Genomic DNA, 16,933 nt, shown 5'->3' on the forward strand with positions numbered 1-16,933 from the left:
CATCAGATCAGATCGGAAAGTGAAAAAATGGCATACGCACAACCCACTCCCATCCTGGAAGTCCGCGATCTTCATGTGGAATTCGATACAATGTCGGGTCTCGTTCAGGGCCTGCGCGGGGTTTCTTTTTCGGTCATGCCGGGGGAAACTTTGGCACTGGTCGGTGAAAGTGGCTCCGGCAAAAGCGTGACGGCGCAGGCTGTCATGGGGCTTATTGGTCTGCCGGGATCTATTGTCTCGGGGGATATTCTTTGGAAAGGTCAGTCGCTTTTGACGCCGGAAGGGCAAAAAAAGGCGGCCAGTTTGCGCGGCAAGTCCCTGTCGATGGTGTTCCAAGACCCGATGACCTCGCTCAACCCGCTGATGACCATCGGCGCGCATCTGGTTGAGGTGTTGCGGCGGCATATGAAGCTCTCAAAACCCCAAGCCTTTGCGCGCGGGGCTGAGTTGCTTGAGGCCGTTGGCATCACCGAACCGCGTCGCCGTATGGCGCAATACCCGCATGAGTTTTCCGGCGGAATGCGTCAGCGCGTGATGATTGCTCTGGCCATCGCCTGTGAGCCCGACCTTTTGATTGCGGACGAACCCACCACCGCGCTTGATGTGACCATTCAGGCGCAAGTGCTTGATCTTTTGGCCGATTTTCAAAAATCCATGGGCCTGTCCATTGTTTTGATCACCCATGATCTTGGCATTGTGGCCGGGCTATGTGAACGGGTGGCGGTGATGTACGCGGGCTCGATTGTCGAGGCGGGCAGTGCGGCCACTGTGTTTGAGCAGGCCGAACATCCCTACACCCAAGGTCTCATTCGCTCGACCCCGCGTCTGGATGATCGTCGTGATCGGCTTGTGTCCATCGAGGGCGCGCCGCCGAGCCTGTTGCACCCGCCAAAAGGCTGCGCGTTTCAATCGCGTTGCCCGGTCGCCTCGCGTCAATGCGACACCAAACCCGCCCGGCAAGTGACGCCAGCGGGCGGGTCGGTGTCCTGTTGGACGCCGTCGCTTCCGGCATGGGCGGATGTGGCGAAAACCACGGAGGTCCATGCCCGATGACCGATCTGTCCAACCGGTTTGAACCCGCCCAACCTGTGCCATCCGCGCCGCCGATCTTGTCGGTGCGCGGGCTGTGCGTGACCTTCGATGGCCCGGGTGAAGGGCTTTGGGGGCCGCCGAAAAAGGTCCAGGCGCTCGACAATATCACCTTTGATCTGGCGCGCGGAAAGACGCTTGGCCTTGTGGGCGAGTCCGGTTCCGGCAAATCCACGCTGGGCCGTGCGATTTTGCGCCGCTTGCCTCTGTCGAACGGGCGGGTGTTTTTTGAGGGTAAGGATATCACGGCAGTCAAAGGCGAGGCGCTGCGGCGTCTGACCCGCAACATTCAACTGATTTTCCAAGACCCATACACCAGTCTCAATCCCCGGATGAAGGTGCTCGAACTCATTGCCGAGCCTTTGCTGGTGCATGGCCTTGTGTCCTCTATTGATGAGGCGCGCGATCAGGTGGTCGAACTGTTGCGCTTGGTGAACCTGCCCGTGGAGACCATCGACCGGTTTCCGCACAGCTTTTCCGGTGGTCAACGGCAACGTATCGGCATCGCGCGGGCACTGGCGCTCAAGCCACAACTCATCATCGCCGACGAACCTGTCTCGGCGCTTGATGTGTCGGTGCGCGCGCAGGTGGTGAACCTGATGCAGGATTTGCAACAGGAATTGGGACTGACCTATGTCTTCATCGCCCATGACCTGTCCGTGGTGCGCCATATTTCCCATGATATCGCGATCCTGCATCGCGGGCATATGGTGGAAATGGCTGGCCGAGACGCGATCTATGAGACGCCGGAACATCCCTATACCAAGGTGTTGTTGTCCGCTGTGCCGGAGCCTGACCCAAGCCATCGTCGCAACGGCGGGGTGAATGCACCCAAGACCGTGCCGACGCAGACTTTGTCCTTTGATGGGGTGGGGTGCCGGTATCGGACATGCTGTGACAAGGCCGGTGGGCATTGCCAACGCGAAGCGCCGCCTTTTGCCAAACATGAGGGGGGACATTGGGCCGCTTGTTGGCATGTCGGGATGACGTAAGATTGGTCTGATGGATCGTAAAAGGGGCGCCCATTGGAGCGCCCCTTTTGGTTTCTTGTGGTTTATCGCCCCAATTTGGTGCCGTCCTTACGTGGGTCCGACCCAGCGATCAGCCCGCCATCTGGCGCGCGCATGACGCATTGTGCCCCGCCAAAGTCACTGCGCCCGCCCAATTCGCCCGCGCCCGTCGCATCCTCAAACCCGGCCGCTTTGAGCGCTGCGGCAAAGGCTGGATCACTGCCCGGCTCAAGCGCGATGCGCGTGTCGCTTTCAAGTCGCCAGCGCGGCGCATTGATCGCCTCTTGCACGTCTTGCCCCCATGCCGCCAACCGCAGCATCAGCTGGATATGGCCCTGCGGCTGCATCAACCCGCCGACCACGCCAAAGACCGCATGAAACGCGCCATCCTTGAGCGCCGCCGCCGGGATGACGGTATGGTAGGGCCGCTTGCCGCCCGCCACGCCATTGACATGCCCCGGCGCGGAAAACCCATGGCCGCGGTTTTGCAGGCAAATGCCCAATTCCGGCACGCCGATACCCGAGCCAAACCGTTTGAACACGCTGCTCATCAAAGTGACGGCAAAGCCCTCGCGATCGACAATGGCGGTACACACGGTATTGCCGGACGGATCGGCGACGGTGTTTCGGGCGTATTTCATGCCGTCGCGGGCGGCTTTGACCACCTCGATCATGCTCATCGGGTCGTCCATCGGCAGGTCCAATGCGTCGAGCGCCTCAAGCGCCTTGAGCACGCCGATGCCATGGGTGTTGGGCGGGCATTCGAGCACGTCGATGCCTTTGAACATGCGCCGCACCGGAACATCAAAAAAGCCCTCATGCGTGGCGAGATCTTCGGCGGTCAAAAGCGCGCCGCGCGCCCGTGCGGCCCGTTCGATCGCCTTGGCAGCCGCACCTTTGTAAAACGCATCCGGGCCGTGGGTGGCGATGGCGTCTAAAATATCCGCAAGTGCCGTGTTGGCAAAACGGTCTCCGGCCTTTGGGATGTTCGCGCCGCGATATATCTGGTTCGACGCCGGGTCGTTTTGAATGACATGCGCGAAAATCGCCCATTCACGCGCGCAAATCGGTGCCACGTCAAAACCATCGCGCGCAAGCTCAATCGCGGGGGCGAGCAGATCGGCAAAGGGCAGGCGGCCAAAACGGGCGTGCAAATCGGCCCAGCCGCGCGCCAGACCGGGCGTGGTGACCGAATAGGGGTGGCGTTCGGGGATTTTTTGATTGGGAAATGCGGCGACGTGATCGGGTGTGAGCGCCATAGGGGCGCGCCCGGTGCCATTATAAGTCAGCGGTGCCTCATTGGGGGGCAACAGCATGGCAAGGCTGTCACCGCCCAGCCCGGTCGCCATCGGTTCCACCACACCAAGCACCGCATCCGCCGCAATCGCGGCATCTACGGCGGTGCCGCCGCGTGCGAGCATCTCCATGGCGGCAGCGGCAGCACGCGGATGTCCGGTGGCGACGGCTTCGGTCGCGCTTTTGAGGGCGGTCGGGGCGATGGCAATGGTCATGGTTGGGCGATGTCCTTGGTTTGGAGATTCTCTCTGACGCAATCTGACATATAAATTCAAAAAAGTATGTAATTTGTATTTTTAACGGTGAGTGTTATTTTTGCATAAAATTAAAAAACATATTAAAAACATGGTGATGATTGAATTTCAACTTTTTGGATCACCGTGAAATAAGCTGTAGACCTTAATTTTGGTATACAGTATGGTGACTGCAGGAGCCCAAAGACTCTTGCAATCTGCTGGTGTCGGCAGGGTCCCGCACAGATAAAAACCAACACGGAGAGACGGAAATGGGCCAGGTCCTGAATCCCGATGAACTACGCACAGCCCTCGAAACAGCCATCAAGGGCAACACCGCCAACGCATCCCCGTTCAGCCTTGCATGGGCGAGCGGAAAACTGTCGCGCGACCATCTCGCGCGCTGGTGTGAAAACCATTATCACTATGTCGGCCCCTTCGCCGAATACCTCGCTTATGTCTACGCGCGCCTGCCCGCAGAGTTCGAAGAAGCCAAAGATTTCATGCTTCAGAACATGTATGAGGAAGAGCTGGCGGCGGATCGTCACACCGATCTTTTGATCCGTTTTGGCGAAGCCTGTGGCACAAACCGCGCGCGCATTCTCAACCCTGACAACATGACCGCAACCACCCGCGCGCTTCAGGCGTGGTGCTACACCGTGGCGATGCGCGAGGATCCGATCGTTGCCATCGCGGGCCTTGTGGTGGGTCTCGAAAGCCAGGTGCCGTCGATCTACCGCAAGCAAACCCCGACATTGCGCGACACATACGGCTTCACTGACGAAGAGGTCGAATTCTTTGACCTGCACATCGTCTCTGACGAAATCCACGGCGAGCGCGGCTATCAGATCGTTCTGGAACATGCCCGCACCTATGAGCTTCAGCAGAAATGCCTAAAAATCTGTGAAATCGGGGCGCAGATGCGTCTGCTCTACACCACAGCGCTCTACAATGAGTATGTGGGCGCAGAAATCCCGCTCTCCGACCTGGGCCTCGCCGCCTGATCTGACCCTAGAGGGGTGGGTTTCAGCCCGCCTTTCCCAGCCGGAAAATCTCATGCCAAAAGTTATCTTGCACAAAGGCGGCGAGGTGTTTGAGGGCGACGTTGCCGCCAACACCAATCTCGTGGTCAGCGCCGGGATCCGTAAGTTTCCGTTTCCCAATCTGGCCTATAAATGCGGCATGGGCAAATGCTCGACCTGTACCTGTCGCATTCTGGCCGGGGCGGACCATTTGGAGCCGCCAAACTGGAAAGAGAAACGCCAACTTGGCGAGCGATTGGACGAGGGCTACCGCCTCGCATGTCAGCTCTGGGTCACCGAAGATATCGAACTCGCACAAGACGTCTAAGTCTTTGTATCGCCCCAAGGGGCGGTGCTTCCTTCATCCTTGCCGAGGGCTGTCTCATGTATGTCATTCTGACCACCAAACCCGATGAATTCCGCACTGTCATGGGCGATGGCGTCGTCTCCATCGAATCCTATGATTACATTTTTTATGGCCGCAAACGCGCCAATTTCACCATTGCCGAGATCGTCGATGCCGACCGCATCACCATCGTCGAAGACGAGCCGCCGCACATCGTCAACAAGGTGCCGTGCAAAATGTTCGAGTCCTTTGACACGATTGAAGAGGCGCGGGCGGAGCTGAATGTTCTGACCCATTTCGGCAGCATGGACATCGAGTTGCGCGCTGTGTGAGACCCGCCAAATCGTCTCCCCCGGTCGCCTGACCACATCATAAAATGCACAAAGACAGGCCATGGATAAGATCAACATCACCTTTATTCCCAACGACAACAAAACCATTTCTGTCGATGCGGGGAGCAATCTTTTGCGCGCCTCGCTGCGCGAAAAGGGCGGTATTCCGTTCAAATGCGGCGGCGGATTTTGCGGCACCTGTCGCTGCAAAGTGGTCGAGGGGTTGGAGCATACCGACGACGTGAAAGCCAAAGAGCGCAAACATCTCACCGACGAAGATGTGGCCAATGGGTTTCGCATGGCCTGCCAGACCTTCGTGCGTGGCGATGTGAAAGTGTCTTGGGGTGAAACCGCTTCAAAAGAAACGCAAAAGCGCGTCTGAACGGGTCGCGCGACAAAAGGGGCAAACATGTCTTATCTCAATTTTATTGGCGGGGACTGGGTTCCGGCCCTCTCTGGCGAGACGTTTGAAAACCGCAATCCCGCCGACCAAACCGACCTCATCGGCCTGTTCCCGAATGGCGGGATGGAGGATGTGGCCGCCGCCGTCGAAACCGTGTCTGCCGTGTGGCCGGCATGGGCCGCCAAAGGCCCGGAGGCGCGGGCGGATGTGCTGTATAAAGCCGCCGATATTATCTCATCGCGCATTGACGCCATCGCCGCGGAACTGACCCGCGAGGAGGGCAAGACCCTCACCGAGGCGCGCAATGAAACCAGCCGGATCGCCGCCAATTTTCGGTTTTATGCGGGGGAGGCGTTGCGTCTGAAGGGCGAAAGTTTCCCGATGCCTGAGGGGCAAATCGCATTGACGCTGCGCCAGCCTGTGGGGGTTGTCGCGGTGATCACGCCCTGGAATTTCCCGCTGTCGATGGCGGCGCGTAAAATCGCGCCTGCGCTCGCGGCGGGCAATGGGGTGATTTTCAAGCCCTCCGAAATGACCCCCTTGATGGGCCAGCGCCTTGTTGAGGTGTTGCTGGATGCGGGGCTGCCGAAAGGCCTGATTGCCCTCATTCATGGCCGTGGGGCCACCGTGGGCCAAGCGATCACATCGACGCCGGGGATCGACGCGCTGACCTTCACCGGGTCCTACGGGGTGGGGATGCAAATCGCCTCGGCTTTGACCACAGACACCCGCTGTCAGTTGGAGATGGGCGGCAAAAACGCCACTGTGGTGTTGGAAGATGCCGATCTTGATCGCGCGGTGGACATCATTCGGCGCGGCGCATTTGGCCTGACGGGTCAGGCCTGTACCGGCACGAGCCGCGTGCTTGTGGCGCGCAACCATTATGACGCGCTGGTCGAAAAACTGTCGGCGGCCGCCGCCGGGATCACCATCGGTGCGGGCACTCGCGAAGGCGTAAATATGGGGCCGCTGGCCACCAGTGCGCAGCTTGATAAGGTCAAAACCTATCTTGGCATTGCCACGCAAGAAGGCGGACGGATCACCACCGGCGGCTTGCCCGAGGCCTCTGCCGATCTGGCCAATGGCTTCTTTATCCGTCCAACCGTGATTGCCGACGTGCCTGCGGACAGCCGCCTGTTGCGCGACGAAATTTTCGCGCCTGTTGTGGCTGTGCATGCCGTGGATGGTGTTGATGAGGCGATCGAAATCGCTGATGATACCGAATATGGTCTGGCGATTTCCCTTGTCTCCAATGACATGGCGGCCATTCTCAAAATCGCCCAGAAAACTCAGCACGGTGTCGTCAAGGTCAACAGCCCGACCACGGGTGTGGCGCTCAACGCCCCTTTCGGCGGGTTCAAACATTCCTCCAACCAAAGCGCGAAAGAGCAAGGCGGGGCCAATGTGATGGATTTCTACAGCCGGATCAAAAGCGTCTATCTGGGGGGCTGAATGGAATTTGTCCACGATCTGATCGGCGGAAATCTTTTGACTCTGCATGTCTTGGGCATGGTGGCGATGGTCTTTGTCGCCGCCATTCTCCAAGGCGTGGGGGGCTTGGGCTTTGCCATGTTCTCGGCCCCGCTGTCGGCGCTGTTTTTCCCGGAATTGGCCCCCGGCCCGCTGCTGGTTTTGGGCGGATGCCTGTCGGTCATGGTGGTCCTGCGCGAACGCTCCGCGATTGATTACAAATCCGCCGGCATGATGATCACGGGCCGGGTGATTGGCAATTTCATCGCCGTGGCCGTGATGACACTATTGAGTGCGACAAGCTTTTACATTCTCTTCGCGGTGCTGATCTTATTGGGGGTGGCGTTGAGTTATAGTGGCCTGAGGATCGTTGCCAACTGGCGCACGTTGGGGGCGGCTGGGGTCATGTCGGGCATTATGGGCACGATCACCTCCTCGGGCGCGCCGCCCTATGCGATCGTCATGCAAAACGCGGCCCCCGCCACTTTGCGGGCGACGCTGAATTTCACCTTCTTTTTTGGGGCAACAACTTCGCTGTTGTTGCTGGCGTCCGTTGGACGCTTTGGCCTGCATCAACTGCTGTTGGGCCTGTTTTTGCTGCCTGCGCTGCTTTTGGGCTTCACTGTCTCAACACGCCTTGCGCGGCATGTGCCAAAAGGCGCGATCCGCCATGTGCTTTTGGGGCTGTCCGCCCTCAGCGCGGTCGGGCTTTTGCTGCGGGCGGCCTTTTGAGGTGGATCAGAGAGGGTTTAGGCCTCGTCTGTCGCCTCCGGCGTGTCGACCGAATTATACACATGGCGCGCCGCCAAAAGGGCTGCAAGTTCTTCGTCCCCGGCAATCACAGCGCGCAGAATGTCGGCATGTTCCTGCCAGCTCTTTGACACTTTCACCGGGTCATCTTGCTTAAACAGCATCGCGGTTTGGTCGCGCAGAGTGCGGATCAGGTCCTGAAGGGTCGCATTGCCCGACACCTGACCAAGTGCGGTGTGAAACGCGTCGTTATGGGCGCTGATCTGGCTAAAATCACCCTCTTCGATGGCGCTTTCACCCGCTGCAAGGACGCGTTGCAATTCGGCGATCCGCTCCGGGTCTTTGCGCTTGGCCGCGAGTTTGGCATTGAGCGATTCAAGCGTCGCGCGCACTTCGATCAATTCCATTTTTTGATCGGGTGCGGGCATCGAGACGGTCGCCCCGCGCCGGGGGATGATCTTGACCAGACCTTCGGCGGCCAGTTCCCGCAATGCCTCGCGCACGGGCATGCGCGACACGCCCATTTCCTCGGAAATCCGACCTTCCACAAGGCGGGCGCCGGTTTCGAATTCGGCGTTCAAAATCCGTTGGCGTAGCGCATCCTTGACCATTTTCGTCAATGGTGTGTGCGCGTCTCCCAAAGCCACTGTCATCTGTTGTCCTGCCGTTTCTTTTGTGGCGCGCGGTCGGGGTGGGCCGCGCGCGTTTCATAAAGTTGTATACCAGATAGCAAAGCGGCTTGCCAAGTCGTGAGGCGGCATGATCGGATCTTGGGTCTGTGCTTGGGATGATCGGCGAGAATCGCGATTTTCATCCGCAGGACAGAGGGGGTCCTGTCAGATCGCGCACTTGGTTTTGAAATTTATATTGTTTGGTATACTAAAATTGAAACGTGAGGGGCCATTTGAGGAATTTTTGGCTTATTGCGCTAGAAATAAGTTGCATAGAGGGGATATTTTTGAAAACAGTATACAAAATAAAAGTTACAATCGCACAACTCAAGAGATGATCCATTGAAAACTGTCCTCAGACTTCAGTCCGAAGAGGCGCGCGTGATGATCGCGGCTGCTGTTGAAAAATCCAAAGAAATCGGGGTGCTCGAAACAATTTGCATCGCGGATGACGGAGGATTCCCGATCCTGATCGAACGTATGGACGGCGCGCGCGTCACAGGCCCGCAAATCAGTTGGAATAAGGCCTTTACGGCGGCCACGCACAAACGCTCGACCCATCTGTTCAACAAGGCTCCCAACGGTCCGGCGCTGCCGGGGAATGAGGCCTTTGGTATCCAATTGTCTTTTGAGGGCAAGTTCGCGGTTTTCGTCGGCGGCTTTCCGATTGTTGTCGATGATGAGGTCGTTGGCGGTGTTGGCCTGTCGGGCGGCAATGGCGAACAGGACACAGCCGCTGGCGTTGCCGCGCTACAGGCCTTGTCTGATCTGCTGACCCCACAGGGCCATAAGGTGCTTGTCGCCGCCGACATCAAAAAGTGAGGCCACCATGACCATCATTCGCGCAGTTCACAAAGTCGAAGGGGGCACATCGGAAACCGAGGCCTTGCATGTGACCTTGGCCGAAACCGGCAAAACCTTTCCGGTCCAGCCGCATGAATCCGTTCTGGCGGCGGCATTGAACGCCGGGATTGAGTTGGCACATGAGTGCAAGACAGGGTTTTGTGGCTCTTGTCGGGTACGGGTTTTGGAAGGCGGTGTCGCCTATGCGGATGATCCCATTGGATTGAGCGATCAAGAGCGCGGCTGTGGTTTTGCGCTGGCCTGTCAGGCGCGGGCGCAAACCAACCTTGTGATCGAAGCGCCGTTGATGCCAACAGATCGCCCGGAACCGTCCCCCTTCATGGCTCAGGTTTTGGCCGTCGATCAGGTCTGCGGTGACATCACCCGGCTGCGCCTGTCCCCGGTTGGCGGCATGCCGGCGTTTCTTCCGGGTCAATATGTTGATGTGGTCACACAGAGCGGTGCGACACGGTCGTTTTCGATCGCTTCGGCTCCAGATGAAACCATGATCGAGTTGCATATCCGTACCATCCCCGGCGGGATGTTCACCGCTGGCATCGTCCCGGCGCTCAAATGCGGGGAGACGGTGGCTCTGCATGGACCGCACGGGCTGTTCCGCCTGCGTCTCGATGATTTTCGTCCCCTCGTTTTGGTTGCGACCGGCACGGGCATCGCGCCGCTGCGCGCCATGCTTGCGGCGATTAAGGACGATCCAGACTGTCCACCCGTCGCGCTCTATTGGGGGATGCGCGAGGAAAGCGAGCTGTATCTCGCCGATGAGATCGCCACGTTGGGCGCGGCGTTGGAGGATTTCACCTTTGTTCCGGTCCTGTCGCGGGCCACAGAAGGCTGGTCAGGGCGGCGGGGCTATGTTCAGGATGCGGTGATCGAAGATCTCCCCGATCTGTCAGAGCATGCGCTCTATCTGTGCGGCTCCCCGGCAATGATCGCCGCGGCGCGTGTGCGCGCTCTTGAAGCTGAGGCGAGCGTCAACCATATCTATGTGGACAGCTTTCACTTCGCACATAATCTGTAACCAGAGCCGCCTTTGCGCGCGCTCGCAAGACAGAGGGGGATCGAGGCACCATGTCCTCGTCCATATTCAAGTATTTTCGCTGGAGTTTTGCGGTCACCTTGATCGGTCTTGGGCTCTGTATCTGGCTCGGTTGGGCCTACACCGGGCAGCTCTCTGGCATGATCGCCTTTGTCACGATTGGGATTATCCTTTCGGTGCTCGAAATCTCGTTGAGCTTCGATAATGCCATCGTGAATGCCAATAAACTCAGAGATATGAGCGATGTCTGGCGGCGGCGCTTTCTCACATGGGGCATCCTGATTGCCGTCTTTGGCATGCGGATCATCTTTCCGCTGGCTGTTGTCTCTATCGCCGCCAAAATAGGCCCGATCGAGGCCATTCGCTTGGCCGCCACCGAGCCTTCCGAATATGCGCGTCTCATTGGGGCCGCGCATCTGTCGATCTCGGCCTTTGGCGGGACGTTTTTGATGATGGTGGCGTTGAACTATTTTATCGACCCTGACAAGGAGGTCGATTGGCTGCGCCCGCTCGAAAATCTTTTGCGGACATGGGCCTCCGTGCGCGGAGTGGCGATTGGTTTGGTGTTGCTCATTGTGTTGCTGATCTCAGGGTTTCTTGATCAGGCGGAACGCGGCTCATTTCTGGTCGCTGCGATTGCGGGACTGGTGGCCTTTATCGCGGTCGAAACGCTCGGGCATATTCTTGACCGCGGAGCGATGGCGGCGGCAGGCGGGTTTGGCGCGTTCATGTATCTCGAAGTGCTGGATGCCTCCTTTAGCTTTGACGGGGTGATCGGGGCCTTTGCCCTGACACAAAACCTGTTTCTCATTGCCATCGGTCTGGGCATCGGCGCGATGTATGTGCGCTCGATGACGATCATGTTGGTGGAAAAGGAAACGCTGACCGCGTTTCGCTATCTCGAACACGGGGCGTTTTACTCGGTGTTTGTGTTGTCTTGCGTGATGTTCGTGCAAAGCCTCGTGCATATCCCTGAGGTGATCACCGGGTTGGTCGGCGCGGGCTTTATCCTGCTCTCGCTTGTCTCTTCGCTGCGCTACAACAAGCGCCGTTCTCATCCGGCGGCGGCGGAATAGGTCGTATCTTTGGCGGTCTCTGTAAGGCGCTTATCGGCTTTCCCTGGCCCAAAGAAGTGCCTTACTTTATCGGGGCGGGGCGAAACTCAGTCCCCTGTATCGACAGGGCTTCTGGCGGATAGTCTGTGAGTTTCGGCAGATCAACGATCAAAAGCGTCTCGTCCATGCCCGCCCGCGCCAGCGCGCGCCCATCGGGTCCGGCAATCACCGATCCGCCGCCAAATTGTATCCCGTTTTCGGCACCGCAAGAGTTGGCATAGGCGACAAAGGCGCGGTTTTCATGGGCGCGGGTCGGGACCAGCACCTCCTGAACATGCTCATAGCCTGCGGGATTGGCGGTGGGGACAAAAAGGACCTCCGCCCCGGCGCGCGCGAGTGTTGCGGCATGGCCGGGGAATTCGATGTCATAACAGATCAATATCCCGCAGGTACGTCCCGCAAGTTGGAAGGTCGGGGACAGGTGATCTCCCGCCGTAAAACTCGCGCGCTCCATGTCCCCGAAAAGCTGAACTTTGCGGTAATGCGATAAAATCGCGCCATCTGCACCGATGCAGCTTGCGGCGTTATAGACTGTTGATCCTGACCGTTCGGCCCACCCAAACACCAACGCACATCCCGTGTCCGCCACCCGTGTCCGCAGATCATCCATCCAAGCGCCCGCGATCGGCTGGGCCTCGGCGTGATGTAAATCGGGCCGATTGTATCCGGGGAAAAACAATTCGGGCAGCACAAGCACATCCGCACCTTGGCGTGCCGCCGTGTGCAAAAGCGCCTCTGTCCGCTCAAATGAGTGGTCGGCTGGCGCGGATTGAAACAGCGCCAGTTTCATGTTGGACCATTTGTGCAAGGTGTCGTGGTCAAAATGCCCCTCTCTTTCGTTCAGCTATAGCGTTCAATCAATGTAGTCGTATCCGTCACATCGCCAAAGAACAGCGCGAAATTGATCAAGGCAAAGGCGTGTTCGTCATCGCGCAGGGACGCACAGGCATCATGCACCATGGTGGTCCGAAAGTTGAGCATCATTGCGTCCCGCGCGGTGGAATCACAACAGGCATTGGTCATGGTTCCTCCCACCAAAATGGCCTCAATACCCGCCGCGCGCAGCCTATGTTCCAAATCTCCGGCACCTTGGATCACCCCACTATAGCGGGTCTTTTCGACGATCATATCCTCGTCGCGCACATCGAGATTGGGCCAGATCTGCGAGCCTTTGGCCTCGCGATCCAACGCGGCACAGCGGGTTTCGAACCGCGCGGGAGTCAGCAAGGTTTGATGAAAATGCGGGATCTCGGCCAGCGCTTGTTCGGTGTAAAGCGTTCTGATCCAGATCACTGTCCCACCCGCTTGGCGTAGTGCCTTGGCCAGCCGGTTGATGTTGTCGACGATGGCGCGTGCATTGGGCACGCTGGCACCACTTTGCGGATCAAGAAAGTAGTTTTGCATGTCAACCACGACCAGAGCGGTCCGATCCGCGGGGAGGGAATCGTGTACATGCAAACGACCTTGGCGGGCCAGGATGCGCTCAGTCGCCCATCCAGGCATCTCAAATGGGTGAATTTTGCTCATATTGTGATCTCCATGGTCAGGGTGTGCGCAAATTTTATGCTCTTGTGGAGGTATTTTAGTGATCTTCTTTCAGTATATTGTATACTGCAATTCAAGTCGATAGGCCCAGATCACAACACTTTCGGCAAAAAATACAACACTCTCGTCAACAGGAGGTACTATGAAAATCGCACGCACTCTTTCCTTTATCGCTGGCATCACGGCGGCGACGCTGACGACCATGCCCACACCGGCTGCCGCCGAGGATGTGACAAAAATCTCCTTCATGGAGGTCATTCACTCGCTGTTTTATTCACCGCTCTATGTCGCGATCGGCAATGGCTATTTTGAGGAAGAGGGCATCGCCTTTGATCTGATCGCAGGTCAGGGCAGCGACAAGGTGACGGCCGCCTTACTGTCAAAATCCGTGGATATCGCGCTCGCCGGGCCGGAGACCACACTCTATGTCGAGACCGGAAAGTCACCTGAGAAAATTCGCATCATTGCCGGGCTGACGGCAACGGATGGCTCCTTTCTGATCGGGCATGATCCTGCGACAGGCGACTTTGATTGGGCCACATTGAAGGGCAAAAAAATCCTTGGTTGGCGCGAAGGGTCGTCTCCGGCGATGTTCCTGCGCGCGGCGCTTGAAAAGGCCGGTTTGAACCCGGACGAAGATGTTGAAATCATCACCAATGTTGCCATTCCTGCCCGGATGGGGGCCTTCATGTCGGGCGTTGCCGATTATGGCACCTTCTTTGAACCGGACGTGACCACGCTTGAGGCCAACGGTTTTTATGCCCAAACCAATGTCGGCCAGGCGGTTGGCAATATCGACTATACGGTCTTCATTGCCCGCCAAGCCTATATCGCCGAGCATCCAGAGGTGGTGGGCGGCTTTGTCAAAGCGATCGCCAAGGCCGAAGCCTGGATTGCCGAGGCCCCGGAGGCCGATGTGGCGCAGGTCTTGCAGCCCTATTTTCCCGGCGTGGGTTTGGACGAGCTGTCCCAAAGCGTACTGCGTCACCGTACGGCGGGCGTTTGGAAAACGTCACCCGCGGTTGCGCCTGAGGCGATTGACGCGCTTCAAGACATGCTGATGCATAATGGACTTCTCGCCGTTGAGACAAAAGTGGCTTTTGAAAACGTCGTAGATCCCAGCTTCTTTGCGCAGAGTGCGCAATAATGACGGGCGATACCACAGGGCGGCACCTCGCGGTGCCGCCCAAAATTGAATTTCGCAACGTCGACCTGCATTACTTTTCGACCAAGGGTGAAACCCACGCCGTGAGTGACATGAATTTCACCGTCAACAAAGGTGAATTCATCTCCATTGTTGGGCAATCCGGCTGTGGCAAATCGACGTTGCTGTCACTGCTGTGCGGATTGATGCAATCGACTTCGGGACAGGTGCTGATCGACGGAAAACCCGTCAAAGGCCCCTCGCCACAGGTGGGGTTTATGTTGCAACACGACAGCTTGTTTGAATGGCGCACCATTTTAGAGAACGCGCTGCTTGGACCGGAAATTCGTGGCATGGACATGCCCGCCGCACGGGCGCGGGCCGAGCGGATTTTGACGAATTACGGTCTTGGGCAGTTCTTGCATCACCGTCCAACGCAATTGTCGGGCGGGATGCGTCAACGCGCGGCGCTTGGGCGGACCATGTGTATGGAGCCGGATATCCTTTTGCTTGATGAGCCGTTTTCGGCGCTGGATTTTCAGACCCGCATGTCGATTTCCGAGGAGATCGGCGAGATCATCCGGCGCGAAGGCAAGACCGCGATCCTTGTCACCCATGACATCCCCGAAGCCATCGCCATGGCCGACCGGGTGATCGTTCTCAGTCCACGCCCCGGACGGCTCAAAAACATTCACGACATCACCTTCCCAAGTTTGGGCGAGGTGCGTCCCGGCTGCATGGCAGTGCGCGATGCGGAGGAGTTCAAAGACTATTTCCACACAATCTGGACGGAGATGGAATCCGATGGCTGACACGACCCCGAACGCGACCCCCAGCGTCGCCTATCAAAACTGGGCCGCACGTCAGGGCCGCGCCCGTCGCAAAGTGATCGTCGGGCGCCTGCTTTTGCTGTTGGGCTTTTTGGCCCTGTGGGAATATGCGCCGCGCAACGGCATGGTGAATCCGATGCTCACCAGTTACCCAAGCGCCGTTTGGGACGGGTTTTGGGACCTGATTGCGCAGGGCAAACTGGGGCTTCATATTGGCGTCACGCTGATGGAGGTGATGATCAGCTTTGCCATCGCCATGATCCTCGGCACGGCAATCGCCATCTGCCTGTGGTTGTCGCCGATGTTGGAGCGGGTGCTCGACCCCTTTTTGGTGGTGCTCAACGCCTTGCCAAAAATCGCCTTGGTGCCGATCTTTTACATCTGGTTGGGGCCGACCGGGTCGATCTATGCCGTGGCCATTGCCGTGGCTTTGTTCATCACGATCCTGATGCTCTACACCGGGTTCAACCAAAGCGATCCAAACAAGATCAAACTGGCGAAAACCCTTGGGGCAGGGCAGGTGCAAATCCTGACCAAGGTGATTTTGCCCGGCAATGTTCACACCTTCATGGCGACGTTGAAAGCCAATGTCGGCCTGAGCCTTGTGGGGGTGATTGTGGGGGAATTTCAGGCGTCCAAAGCCGGTCTTGGCTATTTGATCGTCTACGGCAGCCAGATTTTTCGCATGGATATGGTGATGGCGGCCATTGTGATCCTCAGTCTGATTTCCGTTGGCATCTATCTGATCGTGCAAAAAGCGGAAGCCATACTCACCCGTTGAAATATCTCACTGAACTGCACCATGGAGGGGCGCGGGGGCATGTTTCATCCCTCGCGTTCCCACTGACCCAAATTGTGTCTGTCCTAAGCCCGTTTGCTCAAGATCTCGGCCAGAACCGACACCGCGAGCGAAGACGCATTGCGCGCGGGTCCAAAGAGACCGATTGGACCATGAAGCCGCTCCATCGCGATCTGGTCTAACCCCGCAGTGGCGAGGCCTTGCCGCCGCCGGTGTTGTGTCTGTCTGCCGCCGAGACAGCCGACATAAAACGCCTCACTCAACAGCGCCTGCGTCAGCAGCGGCTCGTCATCCTCCGCACTATGGTGCAGAAACGCGATGGCGGTGTGGGCGTCGATCTCGCCCAACCCGTGCCGCCCATCCCGCCTTGCGATGTCCACATCCGCAGCCTGCGCCACCCGGATCAGCGCCTCCGCCTCAAGGCTCTCGCCCATGACGACGATCCGCACGGACGGGGTGAAATGGGTCACAAACCGCGCGTCATGCCATCCGGTCTGGGCGTTGCTCGGCTGGGCCATCAACCGCGCATTGTCTTTGTCATAGACCAGCGTCGCGGGGTGACGGCTTGCCAGCTGTGCCAAGACGGCGCGGATCGGTGCCCCGTCGCGCAGCACATGCACCAATAGGTCAAGCCCACCACCACAGGGCAGGGCGATGTCGAAAAACGGCGATCCCTTGCCAAAGCGTATCAGGCGATCCTGGCCGGTCTGAAGGGCGGACAAGGCCTCCGTCGCAACGGCGGCTTCAATGCACCCGCCCGAGACGTAGCCACAATACACGCCGTCTTCACGCACCGCCATGATCGTGCCTAAGCTGCGTGAGGCGCTGCCCTCGATCCCGACCAAAAGCACCAAGGCCGCGGCCTGACCCGCCTCCATCGCCTGTCGAAGAAAGTCCAACACATGCCTAGGGCGATCCGTTTTCTGCGGACAAAACGGCAGCCTGTCCGCGACCGAACCCGGTGTCGGCGCGAGGGGGTCG

General features: G+C 58.3%; 19 protein-coding genes. 14 read left to right on the top strand and 5 right to left on the bottom strand.

Features of this window, described 5'->3' with window-relative positions; all coding sequences use genetic code 11:
* Positions 1–27: 27 nt before the first annotated feature.
* The gene (locus tag BLT54_RS07600) at positions 28–1,053 is read left to right on the top strand and encodes an ABC transporter ATP-binding protein (protein ID WP_074643062.1); all 1,026 of its coding nucleotides are present in this window, start codon (positions 28–30) and stop codon (positions 1,051–1,053) included.
* Positions 1,050–2,081 carry an ABC transporter ATP-binding protein gene (locus BLT54_RS07605; RefSeq protein WP_074643065.1) on the top strand — a complete coding sequence of 344 codons (1,032 nt, stop codon included), beginning with the start codon at positions 1,050–1,052 and terminating at the stop codon, positions 2,079–2,081. The genes BLT54_RS07600 and BLT54_RS07605 overlap by 4 nt, the downstream gene beginning before the upstream one ends.
* A gap of 62 nt (positions 2,082–2,143) precedes the next feature.
* Here the strand turns inward: BLT54_RS07605 and BLT54_RS07610 are convergent, their stop codons facing one another.
* Positions 2,144–3,610, bottom strand: coding sequence for a gamma-glutamyltransferase family protein (locus BLT54_RS07610; protein WP_074643067.1), 1,467 nt, complete (start codon positions 3,608–3,610; stop codon positions 2,144–2,146).
* Between the two features lie 290 nt (positions 3,611–3,900).
* Between BLT54_RS07610 and BLT54_RS07615 the strand changes: the two genes are divergently transcribed.
* The 6 genes from BLT54_RS07615 (at position 3,901) to BLT54_RS07640 (ending at position 7,933) form a co-directional block, all read left to right on the top strand.
* Entirely contained in the window at positions 3,901–4,632 is a 732-nt protein-coding gene (locus tag BLT54_RS07615) for an iron-containing redox enzyme family protein (RefSeq protein WP_009572114.1), read from the top strand.
* A gap of 52 nt (positions 4,633–4,684) precedes the next feature.
* Entirely contained in the window at positions 4,685–4,978 is a 294-nt protein-coding gene (locus BLT54_RS07620) for a 2Fe-2S iron-sulfur cluster-binding protein (RefSeq protein ID WP_074643073.1), read from the top strand.
* Positions 4,979–5,034: 56 nt separating this feature from the next.
* On the top strand, positions 5,035–5,328 hold the full coding sequence (locus BLT54_RS07625) for a ferredoxin (protein ID WP_074643076.1): 294 nt from the start codon (positions 5,035–5,037) through the stop codon (positions 5,326–5,328).
* A gap of 61 nt (positions 5,329–5,389) precedes the next feature.
* Positions 5,390–5,710, top strand: a complete 321-nt coding sequence (locus BLT54_RS07630; protein ID WP_074643078.1) for a 2Fe-2S iron-sulfur cluster-binding protein — start codon at positions 5,390–5,392, stop codon at positions 5,708–5,710.
* A gap of 27 nt (positions 5,711–5,737) precedes the next feature.
* A complete protein-coding gene (locus BLT54_RS07635; RefSeq protein ID WP_074643079.1) occupies positions 5,738–7,183 on the top strand; it encodes an aldehyde dehydrogenase family protein in 1,446 nt (481 codons plus the stop codon).
* Complete coding sequence (locus tag BLT54_RS07640; RefSeq protein WP_083351742.1) at positions 7,184–7,933, top strand: sulfite exporter TauE/SafE family protein; 750 nt, start codon at positions 7,184–7,186, stop codon at positions 7,931–7,933. It begins immediately after the preceding gene.
* A gap of 17 nt (positions 7,934–7,950) precedes the next feature.
* Here BLT54_RS07640 and BLT54_RS07645 read toward each other — a convergent pair whose 3' ends face one another.
* Entirely contained in the window at positions 7,951–8,604 is a 654-nt protein-coding gene (locus tag BLT54_RS07645) for a GntR family transcriptional regulator (protein WP_074643080.1), read from the bottom strand.
* A 360-nt stretch (positions 8,605–8,964) separates the two neighbouring features.
* On the opposite strand from BLT54_RS07645, the gene BLT54_RS07650 reads away from it, so the two are divergent.
* The 3 genes from BLT54_RS07650 to BLT54_RS07660 are packed head-to-tail and all read left to right on the top strand — an operon-like array spanning position 8,965 to position 11,595.
* The gene (locus tag BLT54_RS07650) at positions 8,965–9,444 is read left to right on the top strand and encodes a GlcG/HbpS family heme-binding protein (protein ID WP_074643081.1); all 480 of its coding nucleotides are present in this window, start codon (positions 8,965–8,967) and stop codon (positions 9,442–9,444) included.
* Positions 9,445–9,451: 7 nt separating this feature from the next.
* Complete coding sequence (locus BLT54_RS07655) at positions 9,452–10,501, top strand: 2Fe-2S iron-sulfur cluster-binding protein (RefSeq protein WP_083351743.1); 1,050 nt, start codon at positions 9,452–9,454, stop codon at positions 10,499–10,501.
* A gap of 50 nt (positions 10,502–10,551) precedes the next feature.
* Positions 10,552–11,595, top strand: coding sequence for a DUF475 domain-containing protein (locus tag BLT54_RS07660; protein ID WP_074643082.1), 1,044 nt, complete (start codon positions 10,552–10,554; stop codon positions 11,593–11,595).
* Positions 11,596–11,656: 61 nt separating this feature from the next.
* Here BLT54_RS07660 and BLT54_RS07665 read toward each other — a convergent pair whose 3' ends face one another.
* Together BLT54_RS07665 and BLT54_RS07670 are read right to left on the bottom strand one after the other, a co-directional pair.
* Positions 11,657–12,424 (bottom strand): carbon-nitrogen hydrolase family protein, encoded by a 768-nt coding sequence (locus BLT54_RS07665; RefSeq protein ID WP_074643083.1) that lies wholly within the window; start codon positions 12,422–12,424, stop codon positions 11,657–11,659.
* Positions 12,425–12,474: 50 nt separating this feature from the next.
* Positions 12,475–13,161: a cysteine hydrolase family protein gene (locus tag BLT54_RS07670; RefSeq protein ID WP_074643084.1), complete on the bottom strand. Its 687-nt coding sequence runs from the start codon at positions 13,159–13,161 to the stop codon at positions 12,475–12,477.
* 160 nt (positions 13,162–13,321) lie between these two features.
* Between BLT54_RS07670 and BLT54_RS07675 the strand changes: the two genes are divergently transcribed.
* The 3 genes from BLT54_RS07675 to BLT54_RS07685 are packed head-to-tail and all read left to right on the top strand — an operon-like array spanning position 13,322 to position 15,934.
* Positions 13,322–14,326 carry an ABC transporter substrate-binding protein gene (locus tag BLT54_RS07675; protein WP_074643085.1) on the top strand — a complete coding sequence of 335 codons (1,005 nt, stop codon included), beginning with the start codon at positions 13,322–13,324 and terminating at the stop codon, positions 14,324–14,326.
* Positions 14,326–15,135 carry an ABC transporter ATP-binding protein gene (locus BLT54_RS07680; protein WP_074643086.1) on the top strand — a complete coding sequence of 270 codons (810 nt, stop codon included), beginning with the start codon at positions 14,326–14,328 and terminating at the stop codon, positions 15,133–15,135. The genes BLT54_RS07675 and BLT54_RS07680 overlap by 1 nt, the downstream gene beginning before the upstream one ends.
* On the top strand, positions 15,128–15,934 hold the full coding sequence (locus tag BLT54_RS07685) for an ABC transporter permease (RefSeq protein ID WP_074643087.1): 807 nt from the start codon (positions 15,128–15,130) through the stop codon (positions 15,932–15,934). The genes BLT54_RS07680 and BLT54_RS07685 overlap by 8 nt, the downstream gene beginning before the upstream one ends.
* Before the next feature lie 83 nt (positions 15,935–16,017).
* Here the strand turns inward: BLT54_RS07685 and BLT54_RS07690 are convergent, their stop codons facing one another.
* Positions 16,018–16,854 (bottom strand): XdhC family protein, encoded by an 837-nt coding sequence (locus BLT54_RS07690; RefSeq protein ID WP_176832842.1) that lies wholly within the window; start codon positions 16,852–16,854, stop codon positions 16,018–16,020.
* Positions 16,855–16,933: the final 79 nt, after the last annotated feature.

The organism is Celeribacter baekdonensis (assembly GCF_900102315.1).
Classification (GTDB): Bacteria; Pseudomonadota; Alphaproteobacteria; order Rhodobacterales; family Rhodobacteraceae; genus Celeribacter; species Celeribacter baekdonensis.